The sequence below is a fragment of the Rhodococcus sp. WB9 genome (genome assembly GCF_007558985.1).
Taxonomy (GTDB): Bacteria; Actinomycetota; Actinomycetes; order Mycobacteriales; family Mycobacteriaceae; genus Rhodococcus_F; species Rhodococcus_F opacus.
Window position 1 is genome coordinate 6,130,690 of sequence record NZ_CP041769.1, and the last position, 23,033, is coordinate 6,153,722.

Below are 23,033 nucleotides of genomic sequence, written 5' to 3' on the forward strand. Positions count from 1 at the left end.
TTACCTGCGCTACGGACCTGTCTCAGATCGCGCAGCCCACCGTCACGGGTTCGGGTTCGAGCCGGACACCGAACGCCGCCTGGACACCGTCCCGGACGTCGCGAGCCAATGCCAGCAGGTCCTCGCTCTTCGCGGCACCTCGATTGGTCAACGCGAGAGTGTGCTTGGTCGACAGCCGCGCGACGTCGTTCTCGCCGGGATACCCCTTCGAGAAGCCGGCCCGCTCGATCAGCCACCCCGCAGACAACTTGGTTCCGCCGTCGGCCGGGTACTGGGGAACAAGGACGTCGCCGAGGCGGGTCTCGATCGCGGCGAGGACGCCCGCCAACTCGCCGTCCGCAACGACGGGGTTGGTGAAGAAGGAGCCCGCGCTCCAGGTGTCGTAATCCTCGGGATCGAGCACCATACCCTTGCCCCGCCGCAGGTCCAGCACGGCGTCGCGGACCTGCGCCGACGGCAACCGGTCGCCCTCGGCAGCGTTCAGCGCGGAGACCAGTTCGCGGTAGCGCAGCGGCTCGCCGAGCCCGTCGGGATGCACGGTCAGTTCCACGGCCAGCACCAGGGCGGCATCGGAGTGTTTGAGGACGCTCGTGCGGTAACCGAGGCCGAGGGCGTCGGGTTCGACCCAGCGCGCCTCACCGGTGCGTCGATCGAGGAGGTGAACCCGCCGCAGCATCGACCCCACCTCGACGCCGTACGCGCCCACGTTCTGCACCGGGGTGGCCCCGGTCGATCCGGGAATCCCCGACAGGCATTCGAGCCCGCCCAGCTCGGCGGCGACGGTCTGCGCGACCACCTGATCCCACTCGGCGCCCGCCTCGGCAGTGACGAATCCCTCCTCCAGACCGACGGTGGTGTTGCACACACGCACGACCACACCGTCGAATCCGTCGTCGCCGACCACCAGATTGGAGCCGCCGGCGAGGATCAGAGTCGGGATGTGCGCGGCGTCGAGGAGACGCACCACGTCGACGAGGACCTGCGTGGTCGGACATTCCGCCACGATCCGCGCCGGCCCGCCCACGCGCAGCGTGGTCATCCCCGACAGTTCGAGGTTCTCGGACACGAATGCGCCCGAATCGACGAGTTGACTGACAATGCTCACGTCCCACACAACCGCAAACGGTAGCCTGCGGATCGTGAGTCGCCGCATCGAGCATTCGTCGTCCTATACGTTTCCCGTCGCCCAGGTCCATGCGGGCCTGATCACCGAGCAGTACTGGCGCGACCGTCTCGACCGGGTCGGAGGACCGGGGGCAACCCTGGACGAGGTCACGACCGGCCCGGGCACCATCTCGGTGGCCATGTCGCAGTCGATCCCCGCCGAGCACCTGCCCAGCATCGTCTCGAAGGTCCGGTCGGGCGATCTCGTGATCAAGCGCACGGAGACGTGGGGCACGCTCGACGGCGATCACGCCGCGGGCACGTTCACGGCCGAAGTCCAGGGTGCGCCGGCGACGATCTCGGGGACCCAGACCCTGACGGCTGCCGGTTCCGGGTCGAAGGTGCAGGTCGAAGGCAAGGCCGACGTGAGGATCCCGCTGATCGGCGGCAAGATCGAGAGCGCGATCGCGGACGAGGTCCTGCGCCTGATCGAGAAGGAGCAGGGCTTCACGGAGCAGTGGCTCGGGGCCTGACCTGGGGCGGGTGTCCCTTGTGTTCCGTCACAGCCGGTAACCTTGGCGATCATGGCTCGCCGCATCGACTACTCAGCCCGTTACAAGCACACCCCGAAAGAGGTGTACAACGCGTTCACCAACCGTGACTACTGGGATGCGCGCATCGAGGAGATGCGGAAGTACTCCGAGAACCACATCGAGCACTTCGACGTGAACGACGACGGGATCGACATCGTCCTGCACCACATCCTGCCGCGGTCGGAACTCCCCGAGATCGCGCAGACCGTGATGAAGAAGGACATGGTCATCACGCGCAAGGAGTCGTACACGCCCTTCGGTGAGCCGACCACGGGCACGTACGAAGCCTCGATCCCCGCGGGCCCGGGCAGCCTCACGGGCACCATGAAGCTGTTCGCCACCGAGACCGGCTGCACGTTCCGCACCTCGTCCGAGGCCAAGGTGTACCTGCCGTTCATCGGCGGGAAGCTCGAGCAGCTGATGCTCGTCAACCTGATCGACCTCTTCCGCGCCGAGGCCGAGATCACCGAAACGTGGTTGTCGCAGCACTAGCAACCACCGCACGGATTTCCCATGACTTCAGCGACGCTGAAGCGGCCTCACGGTGTCATCACCCGGGGTACGACAGGCATCAATCGGCTGCGACGCAGCGACCGCTGGCTCGTCCACGACGCGCTGGTGCGACGGACGCTGCACGCGTCCGTCGACCCGCTCGTCGTCGACCTCGGGTACGGCGCCCGGCCGCACACCACGTTCGAGCTCGCCGACCGGCTGACCGCCGTGCGCGGCGACCGCCGGGTGATCGGGCTCGAGATCGATCCCGAGCGTGTGGTCGAGAGCAGGAACGGAGTGAGTTTCGCCCGCGGCGGGTTCGAGCTCTCCGGCCTGCGACCCGTCCTGGTCCGCGCGTTCAACGTGCTGCGGCAGTATCCCGAGGATGCCGTCGGGCCGGCCTGGTCGCGGATGCAGTCCGGGCTCGCCCCGGGCGGGCTGATCGTCGACGGCACCTGTGACGAGCTGGGCCGCCGCTGCGCGTGGGTGCTGCTCGACGCCACCCGCCCGCTGTCGCTGACGCTGGCATGGGATCCGTTCGCCGTGGAGAAGCCGTCGGACATCGCCGAACGGCTACCCAAGGCGCTGATCCATCGCAACGTCCCCGGTGAGCCGGTCCACGCCCTCCTCGCGGCAGCGGACCGAGCGTGGGCCACTGCGGCGCCCCACGGCTCGTTCGGACCGCGGGTACGGTGGCGGGCCGCCCTCGAACTGCTGCGCGCGCAGGGACTTCCCGTGCAACCCCAGCGCCGCCGGCTCCGCGACAACATCCTCACCGTTCCGTGGGAAGTGGTCGCGCCCGGTTCCGGCACGAATTAATTCACGCGACATCCCCCGAAGCGCCCCGTAGAGTCACTTCACGAAACATGTTGTGCCGGTGCGCAGGCGAGGGCTACTTCGACTGTGGATCGCGTGGTCGCCGGTTCGAATCCGGTCAGGGACGCAGGTCCCTGTAGCTCAGCGGTAGAGCGCGTCCGTGCCTCCGCCGACTCCGAACTCGGCACGACATGCGTGCGCGCCACCCGGTGCGCAGACGACGGATACTTCTCAGGTGAAGTGCGCAAGCACGCGGTTCGACTCCGCACCCCGTCGTCGCTTCGACCTCTGGTGGCGCGCACCCCACGAGCACCGACACCTCCCGGAAGGAGGAACAACCCCATGAGCAAGTTCAACCTGAAGACGCTGCGCCGCACCAAGGTACAGAGCCCCATCACGTCGGAAACGCAACCGGCCGGCCGCACGTTCGAGGGCGGCAGCGGCTACGCCCGCGACGCGAAGAGCGAGCTGTTCCTCCTCGCGGTCACCAACATGGTGGGTGAGCACACGTTCTACGAGTCGGCTCCGGACCGCGACAACCGGTTCGTCGAACTCATCCACGAGGTCACGCTGTCGGACCCGGAGTGGACCGCCCGCCTGATCGGGTGGCTGCGCCGCGACGCGCATCTGCGTTCGGCGTCCGTGGTGGCCGCGGCCGAGTTCGTCCGGGCCCGGCTGGGCGCCGGTCTGCACGGCGGCAACCGCGCCGTCATCTCGTCGGCGCTGGAGCGGGCCGACGAGCCGGGTGAGGTCCTCGCCTACTGGATTGCGCGCCACGGTCGTTCGCTCCCGAAGCCGGTCAAGCGCGGGGTCGCCGATGCCGCCGTCCGCCTGTACTCGGAACGCTCACTACTGAAGTGGGATTCCGATGCCAGGGACGTCCGCTTCGGCGACGTCCTCGAGCTCACCCACGCGTCGCCGTCGGCGACGTGGCAGGGCGAGCTGTTCCGGCACGCGATCGATCGGCGACAGGGACGCGAGAACACGATCCCCACCGGCCTGCGGATGCTCACGGAACGAGCGGCGCTGGCGGCGCTCCCGCCGGAGGATCGGCGTGCCGTCCTCCGGACCCCGGAGCGGTTGTCGGCGGCCGGCATGACCTGGGAGTCGCTCGCCGGCTGGCTGCAGGGGCCGATGGACGCCGCAGCATGGCAGGCGGTGATCCCGTCCATGGGGTACATGGCGCTTCTGCGCAACCTGAGGAACTTCGACGAGGCCGGGCTTCCCGACCACGTCGCCGAACAGGTGGCGGCCCGGATCGCCGATCCGGGCGAGGTCGCAAAGTCGCGGCAGCTGCCGATGCGGTTCCTCGCGGCCTACCGGAACGCGCCGAGCCTGCAGTGGGGACATGCGCTCGAACGTGCGCTCGGGGCATCGCTGTCCGCGGTCCCGTCGCTGCCCGGCCGCACCCTGGTGCTCGTCGACCGGTCCGGATCGATGTTCTACAGCCGCGTCTCGGCGCGGTCGGAACTGACGCGGGCGGACGCGGCCGCGGTGTTCGGCACCGTTCTGGCGGCGCGCGCCGAACGGGCCAACCTGGTCGAGTTCGGCACGGACAGCCGGTACGTGCCGTTCAAGCACCAGCCTGTGCTGCGGGTCGTCGACAGTTTCGGCGACCTGGGCGGCACGGACACCGCGTCGGCGGTGCGGAAGCACTACCGCGACCACGATCGCGTCGTCATCGTCACCGACGAGCAGGCGGCGTGGGGCGATCCGACCCGGCACGTCCCGGCCGACGTCCCCGTGTACACGTGGAACGTGGCGGGCTACCGACACGGACACGGACCGACGGGGTCCGCGAACCGCCACACGTTCGGCGGACTGTCGGACGCGGGATTCTCGATGATCCCGCTCCTGGAGGGCATTCGGAACGGCGAGTGGCCGTTCTGATCCCGGGGCGGTGACCGGTCAGGTGCAGGTGGCCAGTGCGTGTTCGACGCGCTGCGCCACCTGCGCCGGCAGGGATCCGCACTCCCCGTGCAGTGCGCGCGCGTTCAGTCGCCCGATCGCGACGCCGTCGGCGACCACCTCGTCGAGCAGTTCCTGCGAGATGCCGCTGGCGGCGAGGTCTAGTGCCGTGCACAGCGGCGTGGTGATGCGCAGGGGGCCGACCTGCTCGCAGTCCTCCGGGCGGAGCGAACGCCGGTGCAGCGCCAACTGCTGCGTCGGCGAAGGCGGCGACAGCACCGTCGAGAGGTGGATGAACCGCGGGTACAGATGCCCGAGGCCGTGAAGTTCGGCGGCACTCTGGTGGGACACCGCGGCGGCGGCACCGAACCAGGTGCACCACTTCGCGAATTCCTCGAGATCGGAGTGCGGGCAATCCTTCAAGCGGAACAGATCTCGCTCGATCTTGACCCACGAGCCGTCGGCAACGCGCTCGCCGATCTCGTCGGAGGCGAAACCGAGGCGCAGCACTTGCGCAGTGGTGAAGAAACCCGCCTGAGCCGTCGCGACGCGTGTCAGTTCTTCACCGACACCTTCGCGCTCCGGGTCACCGGGACGTGGAGCCAACCATCCGGACATTCCCCTAGATTACTGGGCGATTGTGGCACGTATCACAATTTCTGCGGATCTCGGCGACCCGCCGCGGACGCATTCACAGAAATTGTTCAGAGTTGTCGGGAAGAATCCGTGTAATGGCAGCCCGAACGAACTCCGCACCCCGAAGTAACCGTGTGCTCGTCATCTCTCTTGTCGTCATCGCCGCGCTCGTGGTGGTCCTCGTCGGCGGCGAACTCTTCGTGCGCAACAGAGTGAAGACCTGCATGGCAGACCAGTTCGAGAGCCAACTCGGCTCGCAGGTGGACGTGGGCCTGAGCTGGAAGCCGGTCCTGCTCCAGTCGGTCGACAAGAACGTCCCGTACATCACCATCGACAGCGACGACACCAAGTTCGGCCCCGCCCAGGGAATGCACGTGCACGCCCAGGTCAACGACATCCGGATCGAGAACACCGCGGACAGCAGCGGCACCATCGGCAGTTCCGACGCGGACATCACCTGGTCCACCGCGGGCATCCTCGCGACGCTGCAGCAGCAGGCGTTCGGTTCGCTCATCAGCGGCGTCACCGCCGATTCGAACGCCGGGACGTTGAGGTTCTCCGTCGGCCCGGCCGGGCTCGCGGATCTGACCGTCAAACCGGAGGTCGTGAACGGGACCGTCAAGGTGGAGACGGTGGGTGCGGAGGTCCTCGGTTTCGGTCTTCCCACCGATCTCGTCGACGGGGTCGTCCAGATCCTCACGTCGAGTCTGCAGACCTACCCGCTGGGCATGCAGCCGACGTCGTTGAAGGTCACCGACGACGCCATCGAGATCACCCTCGAAGGCGGCGCCTACACGATGCCTGCCGCCGGCACCCAGCAACAGCAGCAAGAACAGCAGAGCAGCTGCGGCCTCCTGGTCTGACCGACCACCGGGTCAGTCGGGCAGCCCGTCCAGGACGGCACGGGTTCCCGACAGTCCCAGCCGCGTCGCACCGGCCGCGATCATGTCGAGGGCGGCCTGTGCGGTGCGGATCCCGCCGCTCGCCTTCACGCCGATCCGACCGCCGACGGTCTGCGCCATCAGCCGCACCGCCTCCACGGTCGCTCCCCCGGCCGGATGGAATCCGGTGGACGTCTTCACGAAGTTCGCCCCGGCCCGCTCGGCGGCCCGGCATGCTTCCACGATCGCCTCGTCGGTGAGCGCGGCGGTCTCGAGGATCACCTTGAGGACGGTGCGGTCGCCGACGGCCTCGCGGACGGTGAGGACGTCGGCCAGCACCGCGTTGAAGTCGCCGGCCACGGCGGCACCGATGTCGATCACCATGTCGATCTCCTGCGCACCCTGGTCCACGGCGAGCCGGGCCTCGGCCCCCTTGACCAGCGAGTGGTGCTTGCCCGAGGGAAACCCGACCACCGCGGCGGTCACCAGACCCGGCGCCTTGACCGGCAGCATCGACGGTGACACGCAGACGGCGAGCACGCCGAGCGAGCGCGCCTCGTCGATCAGCGCCTTCACGTCGTCGGTGGTGGCCTCGGGCTTGAGGAGCGTGTGGTCGACGAGGTCGGCCACCTGGGAGCGGGTCAGTGCAACGTCGGACATACCTGTGAGCTTCGCACAATGCCTTCCGGGGCTCGCGGCACGGCCTAGCATCGCCGTATGAGTGATCCGGGATCGATCTTCGACGAGGCGCGGCTGGAGTTCGACCGGCTGACGACGGCCGTGTGGACGCCTGCCGGGCAGTCACTCGTCTTCCAGCTCGGACTGCGTCCCAGCGACGCCGTCCTCGACGTGTGTTGCGGCGCAGGCTCTTCGGCGCTCCCCGCGGCCACCGCGGTCGGTCCGGCGGGCCTCGTCCACGGCGTCGATCTGGCCGACGAACTCCTCGAGCAGGGGCGCCTGAAGGCGTCGGAGCGAGGACTGCAGAACGTCGAATTCGTCTGCGCGGACGCCACCACCTGGGAACCGCCGAGCACCGTCCCGGAAGCGGGCTACGACGCGCTCGCCTGCTCGTACGGCGTGTTCTTCCTGCCCCACATGGACGCCGCGTTCACCCGGCTCGCGGGCCTCGTCCGGCCGGGCGGCAAGGTCGGGATCACGGTGTGGCGGCGGGGCGCGTTGCGCGACTTCGCGGCCGCGTTCCAGGACGCCGTCGCCCTGCACCGGGAACCCGAGCCCGATTCGGCCGGGTCGCCGTTCGATCCCCTCGAACGCATCGACACCCCGGACGCGCTCCACCAGTGGCTGGGCGAGCTGGGCGCGCACTCGACCGAGGTCCGGGAGCTGTCCAACATCATTCCCGCGACCCCCGAGTTCTCCTGGGACCTCGTCCTGGGTGGGAACTTCCGCCGCGCGCTCGCCCCGTTCGACGCCGGGACCGTCGAGCAGATTCGTCTCGATCTCCTGCAGCTGCTCACCGAACGCGCGATACACGACATCGACGCCGGCACCCTCGTCGGCACCGCCGTCGTGAACGGCCGGAGCGCGACCTGAAAGACTGTTGCCCATGAGCGCTGCTTCGACCGAGGACCACCGGTACGTTCTTTCTCTCGGCTGCCCCGACCGCACCGGCATCGTCGCCCGGATCTCGACGTTCCTCGCCGAGGTCGGCGGCTGGATCGTCGAGGCGGCGTACCACGCCGACGCCGACACCGGCTGGTTCTTCACCCGTCAGGCAGTGCGTGCGTCGTCCGTCGACATGTCCATCGAGGAACTCCGGGAACGCTTCGCGGCCGTCGCCGCCGAACTGGGCCCCGAGACCGAGTGGACCGTGTCCGACACCGGCGAGCGCAAACGGGTGGTGCTGCTCGTGAGCAAGGAGGCGCACTGCCTCCACGACCTGCTGGGCCGCGCGGCCGGAGGCGAGTTGCCCGCCGACATCTGCGCGGTGATCGGCAACCACCGCGACCTCGAGAACGTCACGCGGCAGCACGGCATCGACTTCCATCACGTGCCGTTCCCGAAGGATCCCGCCGAACGCGGGCCCGCGTTCGAGCAGGTGCGTGAACTGGTCGACGCCCACGACCCCGATGCCGTGGTGCTGGCACGTTTCATGCAGGTGCTGCCCTCGGCACTGTGCGAGCACTGGGCCGGCCGGGCGATCAACATCCATCACAGCTTCCTGCCGTCCTTCGTCGGCGCCCGCCCGTACCACCAGGCATTCGCCCGCGGTGTGAAGCTGATCGGCGCCACCTGCCACTACGTGACGGCCGAACTCGACGCGGGCCCCATCATCGAGCAGGACGTGATCCGCGTCGACCACGCCGACGAGGTCACGGACATGGTCCGGCAGGGTCGCGACATCGAGAAGCTCGTGCTGTCCCGCGGCCTGCGCTGGCATCTCGAGGACCGCGTCCTCGTGCACGGCCGTAAGACTGTGGTGTTCAGCTAGCCCCGGCGAACACAGATTCCGCGGGCAACTGTCGGATCAGAGATTGCGCAGCCGGACGATCTCCTTGTCGAACTCGTCGATGCTCTCGACGGAGCTCATGTGGCCGACGCCGGGCAGGACGATCAGCCGCTCGAGGTGACCCGCCTCGTCCAGGACGCGAGCGAGCTTGCGAGCGTGGACCGGTGGGGTCAGTCGGTCCATGGAGCCGACGAGCACCGTGGTCGGGACGTCGAGGTTGTCGAGAGCCTCGTGGATGTCGAGGCCGCTGAGCGCGGCACCCCAGCCGCCGCGGATGCGCGGCTTGCAGTCCCGGACAATGTTCTCGCAGAACTGGACTTCGGCGCGGGAGGCGTTCGGCGACATCGACACGTACTGGAGCGCGCGGGTCATCACCGGCGACGAGACCAACGGCACCGGTGTGCTCAGGACGGCGCGGCCGACCGGGACCGGCACTCGCGGAAAACGATTCGGCAGCGGGATGACGGTGGTCTCGGCGATGAGCCTGTCGCAGGCGGTGCTGGCGAGCAGAACCGCCGACGCGTACTTCTTCACCTCGTCGGGGTGCCGGCCTGCCCACGCCATGATGCTCATGCCACCCATGCTGTGACCCACGAGCACTGCCTTCTTGTCTTCGCGCACCGTCGCCTTCAGCACCTCCGACAGGTCGTCGGCGAGGACGTCGGGACCGAGCGGGAGCGAGCCGACCGAGCTGCGGCCGTGCCCTCGCTGGTCGTAGGTGATGACCCGGTACTCGCCCGCGAGCGCATTCACCTGCGGGTACCAGTACTCGGTCGAACAGGTCCAGCCATGGCTCAGCACAATGGGATCGCCGTCCACCGGACCGTAGGCGCGGACGTACAGCGACGCTCCGTCGTCGGTGAGGATCTCCGTCACGTCCGGGCGCATATCCGGGGTGCGCAGCAACTCGTTCGGGGCCACCTCGGTCGACAACGTCAACCCGCGGGTGGCCCGCTTGTGACGGATCGCCGCTGCCCCGGCGACGACGGCGCCGACCCCGGCTGCGCCTGCGAGCGCCCGGAAGGCGATGGTGCGCGAACTGCTGGTCATTACTACCCCTGTCCTGTCCAACTTGCTCTGTTGGTGTTCGTGTCCGACGCCGAACCCGGTGTCTCACCGAGTTGCCGGGCCGCCCGCTCGAGGGCCCGGGAGATCTCCTCCTCCATCGCCTCTTCGAACAGCGACTGGACGGCTTCGTGTGCGAGGGGACGCATCTGGTCGACGAGCCGCGCGATGTCCGAAACCTTCGCCTCGTCGAGTTCGAGCGGCTCACCCTCGGCGAGATAGCGGTCCGCGACGACGGCAACGAACCGTGCGGCGACATCCGAGAGGTCACGTCGCACCGCCGCGGTCTGCTCGAGGACGTCCTCGAGCGGGATGCCGGCGTCGACGAGGACCTGCGCCGCCTCGACGAGTCGCGGATTGTTCACCGAATAGTCCTCGCCCGCGGGCACGAGCACACCGAGTTCAGTACCGCGGGCGATGTTGGCCTCGGTGGTCTGCGCCCCGAACATGCGTTTCAGCTCGGCGATCGTGAGGCGTGCCGCCCGCCTGCGCTTCTTCCAGCGGCTGCCCGGGTCGTCGGTTTCCAGAACGTCCTTGACCTGGAGTCCGTAGTGCGCGGCGGTAAGCAGTTCGCTGATGGTCGCGAACGTGTAGCCGCGGTCGAGCATGCGCCCGATCAAATTCAGCCGCGCGAGGTGCGAGTCGTTGTACCACCCCGTGCGCCCCTGCTTCCGCGGCGGCGGGAGCAGTCCTCGGTCCTGGTAGACGCGAACGTTGCGCACACTCACCCGCGCCTCGCGTGCGAGGTCGTCGATCCGGTATTCCGTCATCGGGACGATGCGCTCCTCGGTAGCCTCATGACCACAATAGCATTGTCACAATGCCCATTGTCATTGTCAGGGCGCGAACGGTCCCCACTTCGCAGAAGCGTGCGGGAGGAGCGGTACCTGTCCGGCCGAATGCCTACCAGCGGGGTCCGCGCTGCACGTCGTCGACACGGGGACGCACGTCCACGAGATAGACGCACACCGCGACCACCGCGACGATGCCGAACAACTGCACGGCGGGGAACAGCAGGAGGACGAGGAACGCGACGGCGAGAATGCTCAGCCAGATCGGTTTGCTCAACTTGTCCACGGCGGTGAACGCGTCCTTGCGCTGGCGAGCCGCGTGGAACAGCGCGTATGCAGCACCGCCCAGGGCGACGATGCGAATCACCAACAAGATCACCGAGACGACGCCGTCAACTTGAATCACAGCCCCATCCTACGAGGTCGACACGCAAACGGCCCCCGCACCGAACGTGCGGGGGCCGAAAAGCGTGAAGGATCAAGCCTTCTTGGCCGGAGCAGCCTTCTTGGCCGGAGCGGCGGCCTTCTTGGCCGGAGCCGGGGCCGGAGTTGCCGCAGCCTTGGCCGGAGCAGCCTTCTTGGCGGGAGCGGCATGCTTGGCCGGGGCAGCCTTGTCGGCGCGAGCCTGGACGTCGGCCGCGGTGGCGGTGACGCGATCGGCAGCGTCCTTCGACGCTTCCTCGGCCTGGTCGCCCAGGTCGAGAACCTTCAGGGCAGCCTCGTCGCCGGCGTCGGCGATGGCCTCGCCGAGTCCCTCGGCGGTGTCGGAGATGCGACCCGACGCGCGGCCCGCGAGCTTCGCGGCCTGCTCGCCGACGGCGCGCGTCTGGCGTGCAACGGTGCCGAGAGCTTCCTCGGTCAGCTCGACGGCGTCGCCGAAGGCGGTCTCGGCGCGGCCGATGCCCTCCTCGACGACCGGCTGCTTGCGGATGCGCTCGACGGTGTCCTCGCCGCGCTCCGCGAGAGACGTGTACAGGTCGGATGCGACCTTCAGGTAGGCCTCGGCGACCTTGCGCAGCTCGTCGGCGGTGAACTTCTCCCGCAGCTCGGCAAGCTCCTCAGGCAGCTCGGACGGCAGTCCGGCGAGGCGGTCGCGAAGGTTCTCGACACCCTCGGTGACCTCTTCCTGGAGTCCGGCGATGCGCTCCTTGGCGCCGCCGACACGCTCCTCGACGTCACCCTGGGTGGACTCGGCGCGCGAGCGGACCTGGGCGACGACGTCGGCCACGGCCTGCACGACGACGTCTCCGGCGCCTACGGCCGCGTACAGCGAGGTCTTGACGCTGTCGATGGTCTTCTGGTCAGTCATCGGCTTTCTCCTGTTCAACGGTGGGGGGTTCTGGTTCCGGCGTCTGGGAATCAGAACGCTGGTGTTCTTCTGTCCGAAGCTCGGACGTCCGGGATTCGGCCGCTTCCGCCGATTCGTTCTCACGACAGAACGACTCGTAGATCTCGAGCAGCACTTGCTTCTGCCGCTCGGTAATGGCCGTATCCGCGAGCAAAGCGTCACGGAGGGGACCGTGTGGACGCTGCTCGAGGTAACCCGCCTGGACGTACAGGACCTCCGAAGACACCCGGAGACCCTTGGCTATCTGCCCAAGCACCTCGGCCGAGGGCTTGCGCAACCCACGCTCGATCTGACTCAGATACGGATTACTGACACCAGCCAGCTGCGCCAGCTGCCGCATCGACACCTGGGCCGCTTCGCGCTGGGCACGAATGAAACCTCCGATGTCGTGAGCGGCGTTGCTGACTACGCGAGCTGCCAGATCTCCTGCACCGGCTGCGTCGCGATCATCGCTTGCCATCAGTCCTCCGTGTTGCTGGGCAGAACCAAGCCTAAAGCAGGGTGCTAGCAATTGCAAGCACTCTGTTAGCACCCAGCTAGCGCACCCTCCGCCGAGGCAGATGTCAGCCGAACAGCAACGTCGAGAACGTGTAGATCAGCAAGCCCGCGATCGAACCGACAACCGTGCCGTTGATGCGGATGAACTGGAGATCCCGTCCCACCTGCAATTCGATCTTCTTGGACGCCTCCTCGGCGTCCCAGCGCTCGACGGTGTCGGAGATGATCGCGGTGATCTCGTCGGTGTAGTGAACGACGACGTAGCGCGTGCCGGCGAGCACCCACCCGTCGACCTTGGTTCTCAGCTCGTGGTCGTCGCGCAGCCGCTCACCGAATCGCACAACGTTCTCCGCGACCTTCGTGCGCAGCGTGCTGTTCGGGTCGTCGACGGATTCCATGATCAGGCGCTTGGCGACCGTCCACGTCGCGGCGGCGAGGCCGGTCACCTCCTCGCGCCCCATGATCTCGGCCTTGATCTTCTCGGCCTTCTCCATGGTCGCGGGATCGTTCTGCAGGTCGTCGGCGAAGTCGACGAGGAAGCGGTTGGCCGCCTGCCGCACCTCGTGCTCCGGGTTGGATCGCACCTTCCACGTGAATTCGACGAGCTCCCGGTGGATCTTCTCGCCGAGCATGGCGTCGACGAACTTGGGAGACCAGGCGGGCGAATCGCGGCTGACGATCCGGTCGATGGTCTCCTGACTCCCGAGCGCCCACTGGTGCGCCCGCTCGGCGAGCAGATCCAGGATCGGCAGCTGCCGGTTCTCGCGCAGGAGTTCGCCGAGTACCCGCCCGATCGGCGGCCCCCACTGGGGCTCGGCCAGCCTGCGCACCAGGGTGCTGTCGATGATCTGCTGCACGTCCTCGTCGCGCAGGATCTCGACGAAGCCGCGCAGGATGGTGGCCGTCTCGGCAGCGACGCGCGCGGCATGCTTGGGCTGCGCCATCCACGTGCCCAGCCGCAGCGGGATCTCCGCGGCCTCCACCTTGGCGGACACCACCTCGGGGGCGAGGAAGTTCTGGCCGACGAAGTTGCCGAGGCTCGCCCCCAGCTGGTCCTTCTTGCGCTTGATGATCGCGGTGTGCGGGATCGGCAATCCGAGCGGATGCCGGAACAGGGCCGTCACCGCGAACCAGTCGGCCAGCGCACCGACCATTCCTGCCTCGGCCGCGGCCCGCACGTAGCCGACCCAGGCCCCGGCGCCCCGCGATTCCTGCCACCTGCACACGAGGTAGACCACGGTGGCGAACACGAGGAAGCCCGTCGCGACAGCCTTCATCTTGCGGAGATCGCGGCGCTTCGCGTCGTCGTCGAAGGCGGAAAGGCTCAGTTGATCCACAGACGCCATTGTGCCCAAGGACGGCGCGGAGGCGGCAGCCCAGCCGCTGGACGCGTGCCCGCACAGACGGCGTTGTGCCGTGCGACAAGACCGGAGCACTAAGCTGACAGGAGATCGCGACACGAAACGGATGTGAAGAGACTCAGTGGCGAACGACGACGTGAAGGATCCTGAGCAGGTGACCGAGTCGATGACGAAGCTGGACAAGGCGGCAAAGCCCGATGGGCGCAAGCGCCGCTGGCGTGAGCACAAGATCGCGCGCCGAGAAGAACTCGTCGACGGAACGATCGCCGCCATCCGCTTGCGTGGACGCGACATCGGCATGGACGAGATCGCATCCGAGATCGGTGTCTCCAAGACGGTGCTGTACCGCTATTTCGCGGACAAGAGCGATCTGACGAACGCGACCATGGCGCGGTACGTGGAGACCACACTCGCCCCGCGGATCTACGAGGCCATCGGCGGCGACCTCGACGACTTCGAGCTGACCCGCGCCACCATCACGGCGTACGTCGAGACGGTGGCGTCGGATCCCGACGTCTACCTGTACATCATGGCCAACGGCTCCGGCCCCGGCCGCGAGACGGTCGCCGACTCGGAACGGATGATCGCGGAGGTGCTCTCCACCGTTCTCGGCGAGCGGCTGCGGCAGATGGAGATGGACTCCGGCGGCGCCGTCCCCTGGGCGTACGGAATCGTCGGTGGTGTGCAGTTGGCGACGCACTGGTGGATCTCCAACCGGTCCATGTCGGTCGAGGATCTGATCAACTACCTCACGATGATGACCTGGGGTGGCGTCACCGGTATCGCTGCGGTCAACGGCTCGCCCGCGCGATTCAACGCGATCCCGCACCCGTTGCTGCCGCCTGCGGCCGAGGCCGACTAGGCACCCGACCGTTTCTTGTGTAACTAGCAGTTACAGGTAAACTTGCCTGTGTGAACGAACACGAGGAAGAAGAAGAGGGCTACCGCGGCCCCGCCGACGTCGTCGTCGGCGACCGTCCCGCCGTGACCGTGCAGGTCCAGTTGGCGGGAAACTTCGAACCCATCAGCGGTCGGTACGTGTGGCACGGCCGCGTCCGCACCCTGACGGACGCCCTCGGCCCGGATGCAGACCTGTCCGCGGGCACGGAACTGCAGATCACCAGCCCGGCAGGCACGGCCACCGCCCGGATCACCGGGGTGGACCTCTGGGGAAGCCATCTCGTCGACGGAGTGACGCCCCCGCCGTTCAGCCGGGTGTGAACTCGAAGTCCGCCGGTTCGACCGACCGCGTCCGGCGCCAGTAGCGCACGGTCGAACCCGGCCAGATGGTGCGGTTGACGCCGTGCGAGTCCAGGTACCAGCTCACGCACCCGCCGGTGGACCACACCCCCTTCGCCAGTTTCCGTTGGATGTCGGTGTTGAAGCGGCTCTGCACCGCGGGCCGGACGGCCGCGGAATCGGCGCCGCGCCGGTCGACGAGATCCATCAGTTCCAGTGCATAACGAATCTGCGACTCGATCATGAAGACCACCGAATTGTGACCGAGCCCGGTGTTGGGTCCGAAGAGGAAGAACGCGTTGGGGTAACCCGCGACGGTGATACCGAGGTAGGTGCGGATCCCGTGCTCCTCCCATTCGTCGGCGAGGCGCCGGCCCTCGACCCCGGTGAGCTCGACATTGTCGAAGCCGTCGGTGACATGGAATCCAGTGGCGTAGATGATCGCGTCCACCACCCGCTCCGCCCCGTCGCCCGCGACGATGCTGTGCGGGCGCACCTCCGCGATGCCCTCGGTGAGCACGACCGTCTTCGGTGAGATCAACGCCGGGTAGTACACGTCCGACCCCAGGATCCGCTTGCAACCGATGCGATAGGACGGGGTCAGCTTCCGGCGCAGTTCGAGATCGGTGACGGTCCTGTTCAGGTTCTTCCGTGCCGCGCTCTCGATCGGCCGCATCAGGCGGGAGTGCCCGTTGAACCCGAGCGCGAGCGATTCATAGGTCCAGTAGACCGCGGCACGCACCATTCGACGGGCCAACGGGACCCGGCCGAACAGGCGCCGCGCCTGCGGCGGAATGCCGAAGTTCAAGCCCGGTATCACCCAGGGCGGCGTCCGCTGATACAACTGCAACTCGGCGACGTCGCCCACGATCTCGGGAACGAACTGGACGGCGCTGGCGCCCGTGCCGATCACCGCGACCTTCTTGCCCCGCAGGTCGTAGTCGTGGTTCCACTCCGCCGAGTGGAACGCCGTGCCCTCGAACGTGTCGGCGCCGGGCAGATCCGGGACGTTCGGGATGTGGAGGGCGCCGATCCCGGACACGACGAACTGGGCGACGTACTCGTCGCCCGACTCGGTGTGGACGTGCCACCGTTGCCGTTCGGCGTCCCAGTACCCGCCTGTCATCGTGCGGCCGAAATGAATGTTGCGCCGCAGCTCGTACTTGTCGGCCAGACCGCGCAGATAGTCGAAGATCTCCTCCTGACCCGACCACATCCGGGTCCAGTCCGAGTTCGGCTCGAACGAGAACGAGTACAAATGCGAGGGCACGTCACACGCGCAACCGGGGTACGTGTTCTCCCGCCAGGTGCCACCGACCTCCCGCGCCTTCTCCAGCAGAATGAAGTCGTCGCGCCCCCGCTTACGCAGCTGAATGGCCGTGCCCAGACCGGAAAAACCCGTCCCGATCACCAGGACGCGACACCGATGCACCTCGCCGCCCACAACTCCATGTAACGCTCCTGTGGCACTGTTTGCACATGGCAGAAAAGGCACGCGGATTGTGGAAAATGTCGGCGATCGAGGCCCTGCGGTCGCGCCCGGGTCAGCCGATCGCCGAACTCGATTGCGGGAGCACACCCGGATTCGTCGGCGACAAGTCGGACGGGGTCGCGCTGCTGGAGGAACGCGGGGCAGTGCTGTCGTCGCTGCAGGAGAAGCTCTACGCCAACGGACGATCCGGCGACCACCGGTCGGTGCTGCTCGTGCTGCAGGGCATGGACACCGCGGGTAAAGGCGGAATGGTCCGCCACGTCATCGGGCACGTGGATCCGCAGGGCGTGGATCACGCGTCGTTCGGCGTGCCCACTCCCGAGGAGAAGCGCCACCACTTTCTGTGGCGGATCGACACGGCCCTGCCCCGCGGCGGACAACTCGGTGTTTTCGACCGGTCGCACTACGAGGACGTGCTGGTGGTCCGGGTTCACGATCTCGTGCCCGAGGAAGTCTGGAGCGGCCGCTACGACGAGATCAACCAATTCGAGAAAGAACTCGTCGCCGGCGGCACGACGCTGGTGAAGGTCGCGATGTTCGTGTCATTCGACGAGCAGAAGTCGCGGCTGCTCGAACGGGTGGAACGCCGGGACAAGTACTGGAAGTACAACCCGTCGGACGTCGACGAGCGCAGGCTGTGGCCCGCATACCAGGACGCGTATCAGGCGATGCTCGACGAGACGTCGACCGATTACGCGCCGTGGTACGTGGTTCCGTGCGACCGCAAGTGGTACAGCCGGATCGCGGTCACCGAGCTGCTGATCGGCGCCCTGGAGAAGCTCGACCTCGACTGGCCGGCCGCGACTTTCGACATCGAAGCGGAGAAGCGGAGGCTCGCGGAATCCTGAGGCCTCCCGAACATGCCGCCGTCAGAAGAGGTGCGGCGTTTCGTGGTGCAGCCTGTGATCGTGACGCACGGTTCCGCCGTACAGCGCCATCGCTCCGGCCAGCGCGACGACGCACAGAGATCCGGAGATCACCGCCCAGCCGCCCTGCCCCGAGCCGGCGGCGACGAGGAACCCGCCGAGACAGACCACCGAGAACAACACGAGAGCGAAGCTGACCCAAGCAGCGAAGAGATTGAGTTTCACGGCACTCACCTCACCTTCGAGAACGTGGTCCCGACGCTACGCCCGACCTGCATCGACGACAAGGTGGGCCGGTTTTCTTCGCGCCGCCCTGGGTAACCGCAAGGCATGAACCTCGAGAGCCTGTTCCGGAAGGCGGAATCCGCCGGGTTCCTCGACGGCGGCAGCCGGTTCCTGCAACAGCGGATCCAGGGGGTGCTCGGTGCGTCCGGCGCGGGCCCGGTGTTGCGCGGATCCTGGCTCGGGCACCCCGTGCATCCCGTTCTCGTCAGCCTTCCCATCGGGGCGTGGGTCGGCGCGACCGTCTTCGATCTGGCATTCCGCGATCACGTCGGCGCACGCAGACTGATCGGCCTCGGACTGCTCGCCACTCCCCCGACGTTGGTGACCGGCTGGGCGGACTGGGCCGAACGCGATACGCGTCAGCGCCGCGTCGGCCTGATCCACGCCGAGGCCAACGCCATCGGCATCACGGCCATGTGCGCGTCCTACCTTCGCCGCAGGCACGGAACGGACGCACGCGCTGTCGTCACGAGCACCGCGGGACTTCTCGCGATCGGCATCGGCGGCGCGCTCGGCGGGCATCTGACCTACGCAATGGGCGCAGGAGTCGACGGGGTGCGGGAGGGTCCGGGACCGGACACTCTCATCACCCCGGTGGGATGAAGAATCGAGGAACGCCATGATCGTGCTCGGACTGATCTTGCTCCTGATCGGATGGCTCACCGGCCTCACCTGGTTGTGGACCATCGGCATCATCCTCCTGGTGATCGGCGCGATCCTGTGGATTCTCGGCGCCACCGGACGTGCGGTCGGCGGCAGGCGGCGTTGGTATTAGAACGCAATACCGGCCGGCTGGTGCAACCTGTCCTGTGACAGAGTGCTAGCCGGTCGGTTTACAAACCCGAAGTTCGGGAATCCCCGTGGCATGACGGCCATTCATCGCGAACCCAGACCTCCCGTGTGCGGCGGGCAACCGATGAGAACGGCAGCCGTCGGCACCTCGAGACGATTGAGGATTTCGATGGTCTCGGCCAACGCCAGTCCTCTCGACGTCTCGGACGGCGCCGACGTCGGGGGGCAGAGCATTCACCTCGCCGAACTGTCGGCAGCCCTCACACGAGAGGGTCACGACGTCACCGTCTATACCCGGGCGGACAGCGAGGACGCCCCGGAGCGGGTCACCACCCCGGGCGGGTACACCGTCGTGCACGTGCCGGTCGGGCCGGCGCGGCGGATGGCCGAGGCCGAGATCCTGCCGCTGATGGGGGCATTCGGCAGCTTCCTCAAGACCGAATGGGAATCCGAACGGCCCGACATCGTCCACGCCCACTACTGGATGTCCGGGATCGCGACGCAACTCGCCGCCCGCACGCTCGGCATTCCGGTGGTCCAGACATTCCATGCGCTCGGGGTGGTCGAGCAGAGGTTCGAGCGCGCGGATTCGTCGAGCACTCACAACCGAATTCACTTGGAACAGTTGATCGCCCGCGGCGCCACCCGGGTGGTGGCGACGTGTACGGACGAGGTCTTCGAACTCTCCCACCTCGGCCTGCCGCGCTCGCGTACGTCCGTGGTTCCGTCCGGCGTCGACGTCGCCGAGTTCACGCCCGACGGCCGGGCCGACGAGAAGGGTAAACGGCATCGCCTCGTCATGGTCGGCCGGCTGGCGCCGAGCAAGGGCTTCGACACCGCGATCGAGGCACTCTCCCACTTCCCCGACACCGAACTCGTCATCGCGGGCGGTCCGGCCGCCGACGACGTCGCCGACGACCCGGAAGCGTCGCGACTGTTGACACTGGCCCGTGAGGCGAAGGTGCGCAACCGGGTACGGATCGTCGGGCGCGTGCCGAGAAACGCCATGCCCTCGCTGCTGCGCTCGGCGGATGCCGTCGTGTGCACCCCGTGGTACGAGCCGTTCGGCATGGTTCCGCTCGAGGCGATGGCCTGCGGCACCCCGGTGGTGGCGTCCGCCGTCGGCGGGATGCGGGACACGGTGGTCGACGGCATCACCGGACGGCTCATCTCACCGCGCAACCCGGTCCGCCTGGCCGAGGCCCTGCGACAGATCTTCGACGACGACGCCCTGCGCACGGGATACGGCATGGCGGGCTGCGATCGCGCCCGCGCCCGCTACTCGTGGGACCGGGTCGCCACCGACACTCTCCGCGCCTACGGCCGCTGCGTGTCGGCCCCTCCGCGCACGAGTCGAACCGGCGCCCACTGAAAGTCGGGCGCCGGTTCGGACGGTCAGGCCGTTCGGCCGTGCCAGGCCCCGAGGGCACTGTCCACGGAAGCGAAGCAGGGGTAGCTCGACTCCTGGCCCGCCGCTCTGAGCAGCCGATATACGGGACGGCCGCAGATCATCGCCCACGTCCGCCCGTCCCGGACGTTCGTCGTGTGGACGGTGTCGAGCACCGACAAACCCGCGGTTCCGATGAAATCCACCTGCGACATGTCGAGGATGAACTGCCCCTCCGGCGAGATCCGCGTGCACACGTAGTCGCGGAACCCCGGTGCACTGAACAGGTCGATCTCGCCTCGTACCCCTACCAACATCACCCCGGACCCGAGTCGCTCGGAAGTGAATTCCGCGCTCGCACAGCGTGTCGGAGCGGAACCGACAGCCGAGAGCGTTACCCTCGGCTTGTACGTGGTACCGAACTCCGTGCCCGAACACGCCATTTCAGGTTCTGGGACCCCTGGACCAACAGACATGGCTCACCCCATCTCGAACATTGAGAGGGGAAGCGGAGCACCTGCAGACAGACCCGACCTCGGACACATGACACCGTCTGCTACCGCAGCGCTTCCCGACATCGGCTGTGTGTTCAACCTCGGTTCGAGACTACTCCCGCCTGTGATGTGTCACAAGGAAATAACAGATACTCGAGCTCTCATTTGCCCTGGTGAGCGATTACAAACCGTTATGCACGGTTGTACGCGCCGAAACAGCCGCGACGACACGTTCTGCGACCACGCGCAGTTTGACGTTCTCCCGCTGCGAACGCGTGACGAGGACGTCGAACGCGGTCTCGGCGTCGAGACCCCGCAACGCCATCACGATTCCCTTCGCCTGATCGATGACGGCGCGGGACCGGAGGGCGATACGAAGTTGCTCGATCAGGTTTCTCGCCTCGCTGTACCGCCGGGCATTGCGCACCGCGACCGCAGCCGCCTCGACGTACAACTCCAGCGCCGACTCGTCCATCCGGTGGAAGGCGTGCGGCAGCAGTCCGTACAGATTCAGCGCGGCGGACTGCTCCGCGACGGGCAGGGGTACGGACAGATAGCTGTGGACGCCGGCCGGTTCGGAACTCGCGGCATACGCCGGCCACCTCTCGTGCGCGGCGGCACGGTCGGCCCGCACGGTCTCGCCGGAGCGTACGGCGTCGAGCGCAGGACCCTCACCGAGGCGGTACTGCAACTCCTCGAGTGCCGCGAGCTCGTCCGAGGTCGCGGCCACCGTGACGGGACCCGTCGCCCGGACAACGGTGATCCCGGCCATCGCCGCACCCGGGAACGTCTGGACTACCCGACGGCACAGCGTGTGCAGCGCGACGACGGTCTCGTCCTCCGGCTCGAGCAACTCGAGCACCGAGTCGAGCGACACGGCGACCGCGTCGGCGTGCACAGCCGCGACAGCACTCGTCAACGTGTGCAGGTGAATCTCGTCAGGCATCCCACTCGTCTCCCGTGACCACCATGACCCTGCCGAGGGCCTCAGGAACGCTGATCGTGCCGCCAACAGTACTCGGGCAAACGTACTGATCGGACTGGTTTGATCGGTCCTGTTCTGCGGTATTCCACCTGCGGTGTCGCCGGATCGCTACCCTGACTTCTCAGCAGCGCGAGCCGACCCACCGCCCGCCGACAGCACGGTACGCCCGACCCGGAGGTCTCATGGCCATCGCCAAGACAATCGAACCCGACCAGGATCACACACATCCCGTCGTCGAACTGCGCGTTCGAGCAACGCCCGATCAGCTCTCCGTACTGCGCGCCCTGGCAGCAACCGTTGCCATCCACGAAGATTTCGACCTCGACTCCATCGCCGACATCAAACTGGCCATGGACGAGATCTGTACCCAGCTGATCGTCCGCGCGACACCGGACGCGCTCCTGGTGTGCCGGCTGCAATATCTCGACAACACCCTGCGAGTCGACGTATCGAGCACCACCACGTCGGTCGGCTCCCTCGGCGAGCGTTCGTTCGCCTGGCACGTACTCAACGCCCTCACCGATTCGGTCGATCTGAAACAGGAACCCGACCCCGCTACCGCGGGCTTCGTGACCACCATGGAATTCACCAAGGTGAAGAACGGCCTGAGTCTGTGACGTCCCATACTCACAGTGGGGGGCACACGGCCCGTTGGCCGGACGAGTATCAGGACGTCACAGCACTCTTCGAACAGATGGCAGCCCTCGACGAGGACGATCCCCGGCGCCGCAGACTGCGGGACGCCGTCGTGACGCGCTGTCTCCCACTCGCCGAACACATCGCGCGACGCTTCGACGGCCGCGGCGAGGCGCACGACGATCTGGTTCAGGTCGCGCGCCTCGGACTGGTCAACTCGGTCGACCGGTTCGACGTGGAGCGGGGATCCGACTTCGTGTCGTTCGCCGTCCCCACCATCATGGGCGAGGTACGACGGCACTTCCGCGACACCGGGTGGGCCGTGCGAGTACCCCGCCGGATGAAGGAACTGCACCTCGCGCTCAGCCAGGCCGTCGCCGAACTGTCCCAGAGCCTCGGTCACGCCCCCACCGTCAGCGAACTCGCCGAACACCTGGACCTCGAACAGGAGGAGGTGGCGCAGGGGCTCCTCGCCGGCAACGCGTATCAGACCGTCTCCGTCGACAACACGTCGTCGGACCGGACCGGCGAGCTGTCGATGGTGGAGACACTCGGCGACTACGACGCCGCGATGGACGACGTCGAGAACCACGAAACCCTGCGCCCCCTGCTCCAATCTCTCCCCGAACGAGAGCGGACCGTCCTCATGCTGCGGTTCTTCGGCAACATGACACAGACCCAGATCGCCGACCGAGTCGGCATCTCGCAGATGCACGTGTCCCGGTTGCTGGCGAAGACACTGGCGTCACTGCGAGATCAACTCGGTGATGCGTAGGTCAGATCGTTGCCGTGTCGATCACGAATCGGTACCGCACGTGCTGCCGACCACGCGGTCGTAGGCGCCGTCGCGTGCTGGCCCACACTCGTGGCGGCCTACACGTCAACATATTTGCGCGG

28 protein-coding genes are annotated in these 23,033 nt (G+C 67.4%); 15 read left to right on the forward strand and 13 right to left on the reverse strand.

The window, feature by feature from the left end:
- Positions 1-22: 22 nt before the first annotated feature.
- A complete protein-coding gene (locus FND50_RS28660) occupies positions 23-1,114 on the reverse strand; it encodes a UDP-N-acetylmuramate dehydrogenase (RefSeq protein WP_144287934.1) in 1,092 nt (363 codons plus the stop codon).
- Between the two features lie 25 nt (positions 1,115-1,139).
- Here FND50_RS28660 and FND50_RS28665 point away from each other — a divergent pair, with 25 nt between their 5' ends.
- From FND50_RS28665 to FND50_RS28680, 4 genes are all read left to right on the forward strand, one after another.
- Positions 1,140-1,637 (forward strand): DUF2505 domain-containing protein, encoded by a 498-nt coding sequence (locus tag FND50_RS28665; RefSeq protein ID WP_186301168.1) that lies wholly within the window; start codon positions 1,140-1,142, stop codon positions 1,635-1,637.
- Positions 1,638-1,688: 51 nt separating this feature from the next.
- Complete coding sequence (locus tag FND50_RS28670; protein ID WP_005560412.1) at positions 1,689-2,189, forward strand: DUF2505 domain-containing protein; 501 nt, start codon at positions 1,689-1,691, stop codon at positions 2,187-2,189.
- Positions 2,190-2,210: 21 nt separating this feature from the next.
- Complete coding sequence (locus FND50_RS28675; RefSeq protein ID WP_144287936.1) at positions 2,211-3,008, forward strand: class I SAM-dependent methyltransferase; 798 nt, start codon at positions 2,211-2,213, stop codon at positions 3,006-3,008.
- 339 nt (positions 3,009-3,347) lie between these two features.
- Positions 3,348-4,895, forward strand: coding sequence for a TROVE domain-containing protein (locus FND50_RS28680; protein WP_144287937.1), 1,548 nt, complete (start codon positions 3,348-3,350; stop codon positions 4,893-4,895).
- 18 nt (positions 4,896-4,913) lie between these two features.
- Here FND50_RS28680 and FND50_RS28685 read toward each other — a convergent pair whose 3' ends face one another.
- The gene (locus FND50_RS28685; RefSeq protein ID WP_005261055.1) at positions 4,914-5,531 is read right to left on the reverse strand and encodes a hypothetical protein; all 618 of its coding nucleotides are present in this window, start codon (positions 5,529-5,531) and stop codon (positions 4,914-4,916) included.
- Positions 5,532-5,644: 113 nt separating this feature from the next.
- Here FND50_RS28685 and FND50_RS28690 point away from each other — a divergent pair, with 113 nt between their 5' ends.
- A complete protein-coding gene (locus FND50_RS28690; RefSeq protein ID WP_144287938.1) occupies positions 5,645-6,412 on the forward strand; it encodes a DUF2993 domain-containing protein in 768 nt (255 codons plus the stop codon).
- A gap of 12 nt (positions 6,413-6,424) precedes the next feature.
- Here the strand turns inward: FND50_RS28690 and deoC are convergent, their stop codons facing one another.
- Entirely contained in the window at positions 6,425-7,090 is a 666-nt protein-coding gene (gene deoC, locus FND50_RS28695; protein ID WP_005251893.1) for a deoxyribose-phosphate aldolase, read from the reverse strand.
- Positions 7,091-7,147: 57 nt separating this feature from the next.
- Here deoC and FND50_RS28700 point away from each other — a divergent pair, with 57 nt between their 5' ends.
- Both FND50_RS28700 and purU read left to right on the forward strand, forming a co-directional pair.
- The gene (locus tag FND50_RS28700; protein ID WP_144287939.1) at positions 7,148-7,981 is read left to right on the forward strand and encodes a class I SAM-dependent methyltransferase; all 834 of its coding nucleotides are present in this window, start codon (positions 7,148-7,150) and stop codon (positions 7,979-7,981) included.
- Positions 7,982-7,994: 13 nt separating this feature from the next.
- A complete protein-coding gene (gene purU, locus FND50_RS28705; protein ID WP_144287940.1) occupies positions 7,995-8,879 on the forward strand; it encodes a formyltetrahydrofolate deformylase in 885 nt (294 codons plus the stop codon).
- Between the two features lie 36 nt (positions 8,880-8,915).
- Here purU and FND50_RS28710 read toward each other — a convergent pair whose 3' ends face one another.
- From FND50_RS28710 to FND50_RS28735, 6 genes are all read right to left on the reverse strand, one after another.
- Positions 8,916-9,947 carry an alpha/beta fold hydrolase gene (locus FND50_RS28710; RefSeq protein ID WP_144287941.1) on the reverse strand — a complete coding sequence of 344 codons (1,032 nt, stop codon included), beginning with the start codon at positions 9,945-9,947 and terminating at the stop codon, positions 8,916-8,918.
- A gap of 2 nt (positions 9,948-9,949) precedes the next feature.
- Positions 9,950-10,732 carry a MerR family transcriptional regulator gene (locus FND50_RS28715; RefSeq protein WP_144287942.1) on the reverse strand — a complete coding sequence of 261 codons (783 nt, stop codon included), beginning with the start codon at positions 10,730-10,732 and terminating at the stop codon, positions 9,950-9,952.
- A gap of 133 nt (positions 10,733-10,865) precedes the next feature.
- Positions 10,866-11,159 carry a DUF2516 family protein gene (locus tag FND50_RS28720; RefSeq protein ID WP_005251878.1) on the reverse strand — a complete coding sequence of 98 codons (294 nt, stop codon included), beginning with the start codon at positions 11,157-11,159 and terminating at the stop codon, positions 10,866-10,868.
- Between the two features lie 72 nt (positions 11,160-11,231).
- The gene (gene tadA / locus FND50_RS28725; protein ID WP_005261062.1) at positions 11,232-12,062 is read right to left on the reverse strand and encodes a major lipid droplet protein TadA; all 831 of its coding nucleotides are present in this window, start codon (positions 12,060-12,062) and stop codon (positions 11,232-11,234) included.
- On the reverse strand, positions 12,055-12,561 hold the full coding sequence (locus tag FND50_RS28730) for a helix-turn-helix domain-containing protein (protein ID WP_005261063.1): 507 nt from the start codon (positions 12,559-12,561) through the stop codon (positions 12,055-12,057). Before FND50_RS28730 ends, tadA begins: the two co-directional genes overlap by 8 nt.
- Positions 12,562-12,664: 103 nt before the next feature.
- Complete coding sequence (locus tag FND50_RS28735; protein ID WP_144287943.1) at positions 12,665-13,936, reverse strand: DUF445 domain-containing protein; 1,272 nt, start codon at positions 13,934-13,936, stop codon at positions 12,665-12,667.
- A gap of 145 nt (positions 13,937-14,081) precedes the next feature.
- Between FND50_RS28735 and FND50_RS28740 the strand changes: the two genes are divergently transcribed.
- Positions 14,082-14,822 carry a TetR/AcrR family transcriptional regulator gene (locus FND50_RS28740; RefSeq protein ID WP_005261065.1) on the forward strand — a complete coding sequence of 247 codons (741 nt, stop codon included), beginning with the start codon at positions 14,082-14,084 and terminating at the stop codon, positions 14,820-14,822.
- Between the two features lie 50 nt (positions 14,823-14,872).
- Complete coding sequence (locus tag FND50_RS28745) at positions 14,873-15,181, forward strand: DUF4873 domain-containing protein (RefSeq protein WP_005261066.1); 309 nt, start codon at positions 14,873-14,875, stop codon at positions 15,179-15,181.
- Here FND50_RS28745 and FND50_RS28750 read toward each other — a convergent pair.
- A complete protein-coding gene (locus tag FND50_RS28750; RefSeq protein WP_144287944.1) occupies positions 15,168-16,643 on the reverse strand; it encodes an NAD(P)/FAD-dependent oxidoreductase in 1,476 nt (491 codons plus the stop codon). The two genes, FND50_RS28745 and FND50_RS28750, sit on opposite strands and share 14 nt — an antisense overlap.
- 35 nt (positions 16,644-16,678) lie before the next feature.
- Between FND50_RS28750 and FND50_RS28755 the strand changes: the two genes are divergently transcribed.
- On the forward strand, positions 16,679-17,539 hold the full coding sequence (locus tag FND50_RS28755; protein ID WP_144287945.1) for a polyphosphate kinase 2 family protein: 861 nt from the start codon (positions 16,679-16,681) through the stop codon (positions 17,537-17,539).
- 21 nt (positions 17,540-17,560) lie between these two features.
- On the opposite strand, the gene FND50_RS28760 is transcribed toward FND50_RS28755, so the two are convergent.
- Positions 17,561-17,791: a hypothetical protein gene (locus tag FND50_RS28760; RefSeq protein ID WP_005261069.1), complete on the reverse strand. Its 231-nt coding sequence runs from the start codon at positions 17,789-17,791 to the stop codon at positions 17,561-17,563.
- Between the two features lie 96 nt (positions 17,792-17,887).
- Between FND50_RS28760 and FND50_RS28765 the strand changes: the two genes are divergently transcribed.
- The 3 genes from FND50_RS28765 to FND50_RS28770 all read left to right on the forward strand — a co-directional run bounded on the left by FND50_RS28765 (position 17,888) and on the right by FND50_RS28770 (position 20,006).
- Positions 17,888-18,445 carry a DUF2231 domain-containing protein gene (locus FND50_RS28765; protein ID WP_144287946.1) on the forward strand — a complete coding sequence of 186 codons (558 nt, stop codon included), beginning with the start codon at positions 17,888-17,890 and terminating at the stop codon, positions 18,443-18,445.
- Between the two features lie 16 nt (positions 18,446-18,461).
- On the forward strand, positions 18,462-18,617 hold the full coding sequence (locus tag FND50_RS36360) for a DUF6131 family protein (protein WP_005251863.1): 156 nt from the start codon (positions 18,462-18,464) through the stop codon (positions 18,615-18,617).
- Between the two features lie 186 nt (positions 18,618-18,803).
- Entirely contained in the window at positions 18,804-20,006 is a 1,203-nt protein-coding gene (locus tag FND50_RS28770; RefSeq protein WP_144287947.1) for a glycosyltransferase, read from the forward strand.
- 23 nt (positions 20,007-20,029) lie between these two features.
- Here the strand turns inward: FND50_RS28770 and FND50_RS28775 are convergent, their stop codons facing one another.
- Complete coding sequence (locus FND50_RS28775) at positions 20,030-20,338, reverse strand: STAS domain-containing protein (protein WP_231137685.1); 309 nt, start codon at positions 20,336-20,338, stop codon at positions 20,030-20,032.
- A gap of 358 nt (positions 20,339-20,696) precedes the next feature.
- Positions 20,697-21,461, reverse strand: a complete 765-nt coding sequence (locus FND50_RS28780; protein ID WP_144287948.1) for a GAF and ANTAR domain-containing protein — start codon at positions 21,459-21,461, stop codon at positions 20,697-20,699.
- Between the two features lie 221 nt (positions 21,462-21,682).
- On the opposite strand from FND50_RS28780, the gene FND50_RS28785 reads away from it, so the two are divergent.
- Both FND50_RS28785 and FND50_RS28790 read left to right on the forward strand, forming a co-directional pair.
- The gene (locus FND50_RS28785) at positions 21,683-22,117 is read left to right on the forward strand and encodes an ATP-binding protein (protein ID WP_005261074.1); all 435 of its coding nucleotides are present in this window, start codon (positions 21,683-21,685) and stop codon (positions 22,115-22,117) included.
- A complete protein-coding gene (locus FND50_RS28790; RefSeq protein WP_005261075.1) occupies positions 22,114-22,911 on the forward strand; it encodes a SigB/SigF/SigG family RNA polymerase sigma factor in 798 nt (265 codons plus the stop codon). The genes FND50_RS28785 and FND50_RS28790 overlap by 4 nt, the downstream gene beginning before the upstream one ends.
- Positions 22,912-23,033 lie beyond the last annotated feature (122 nt).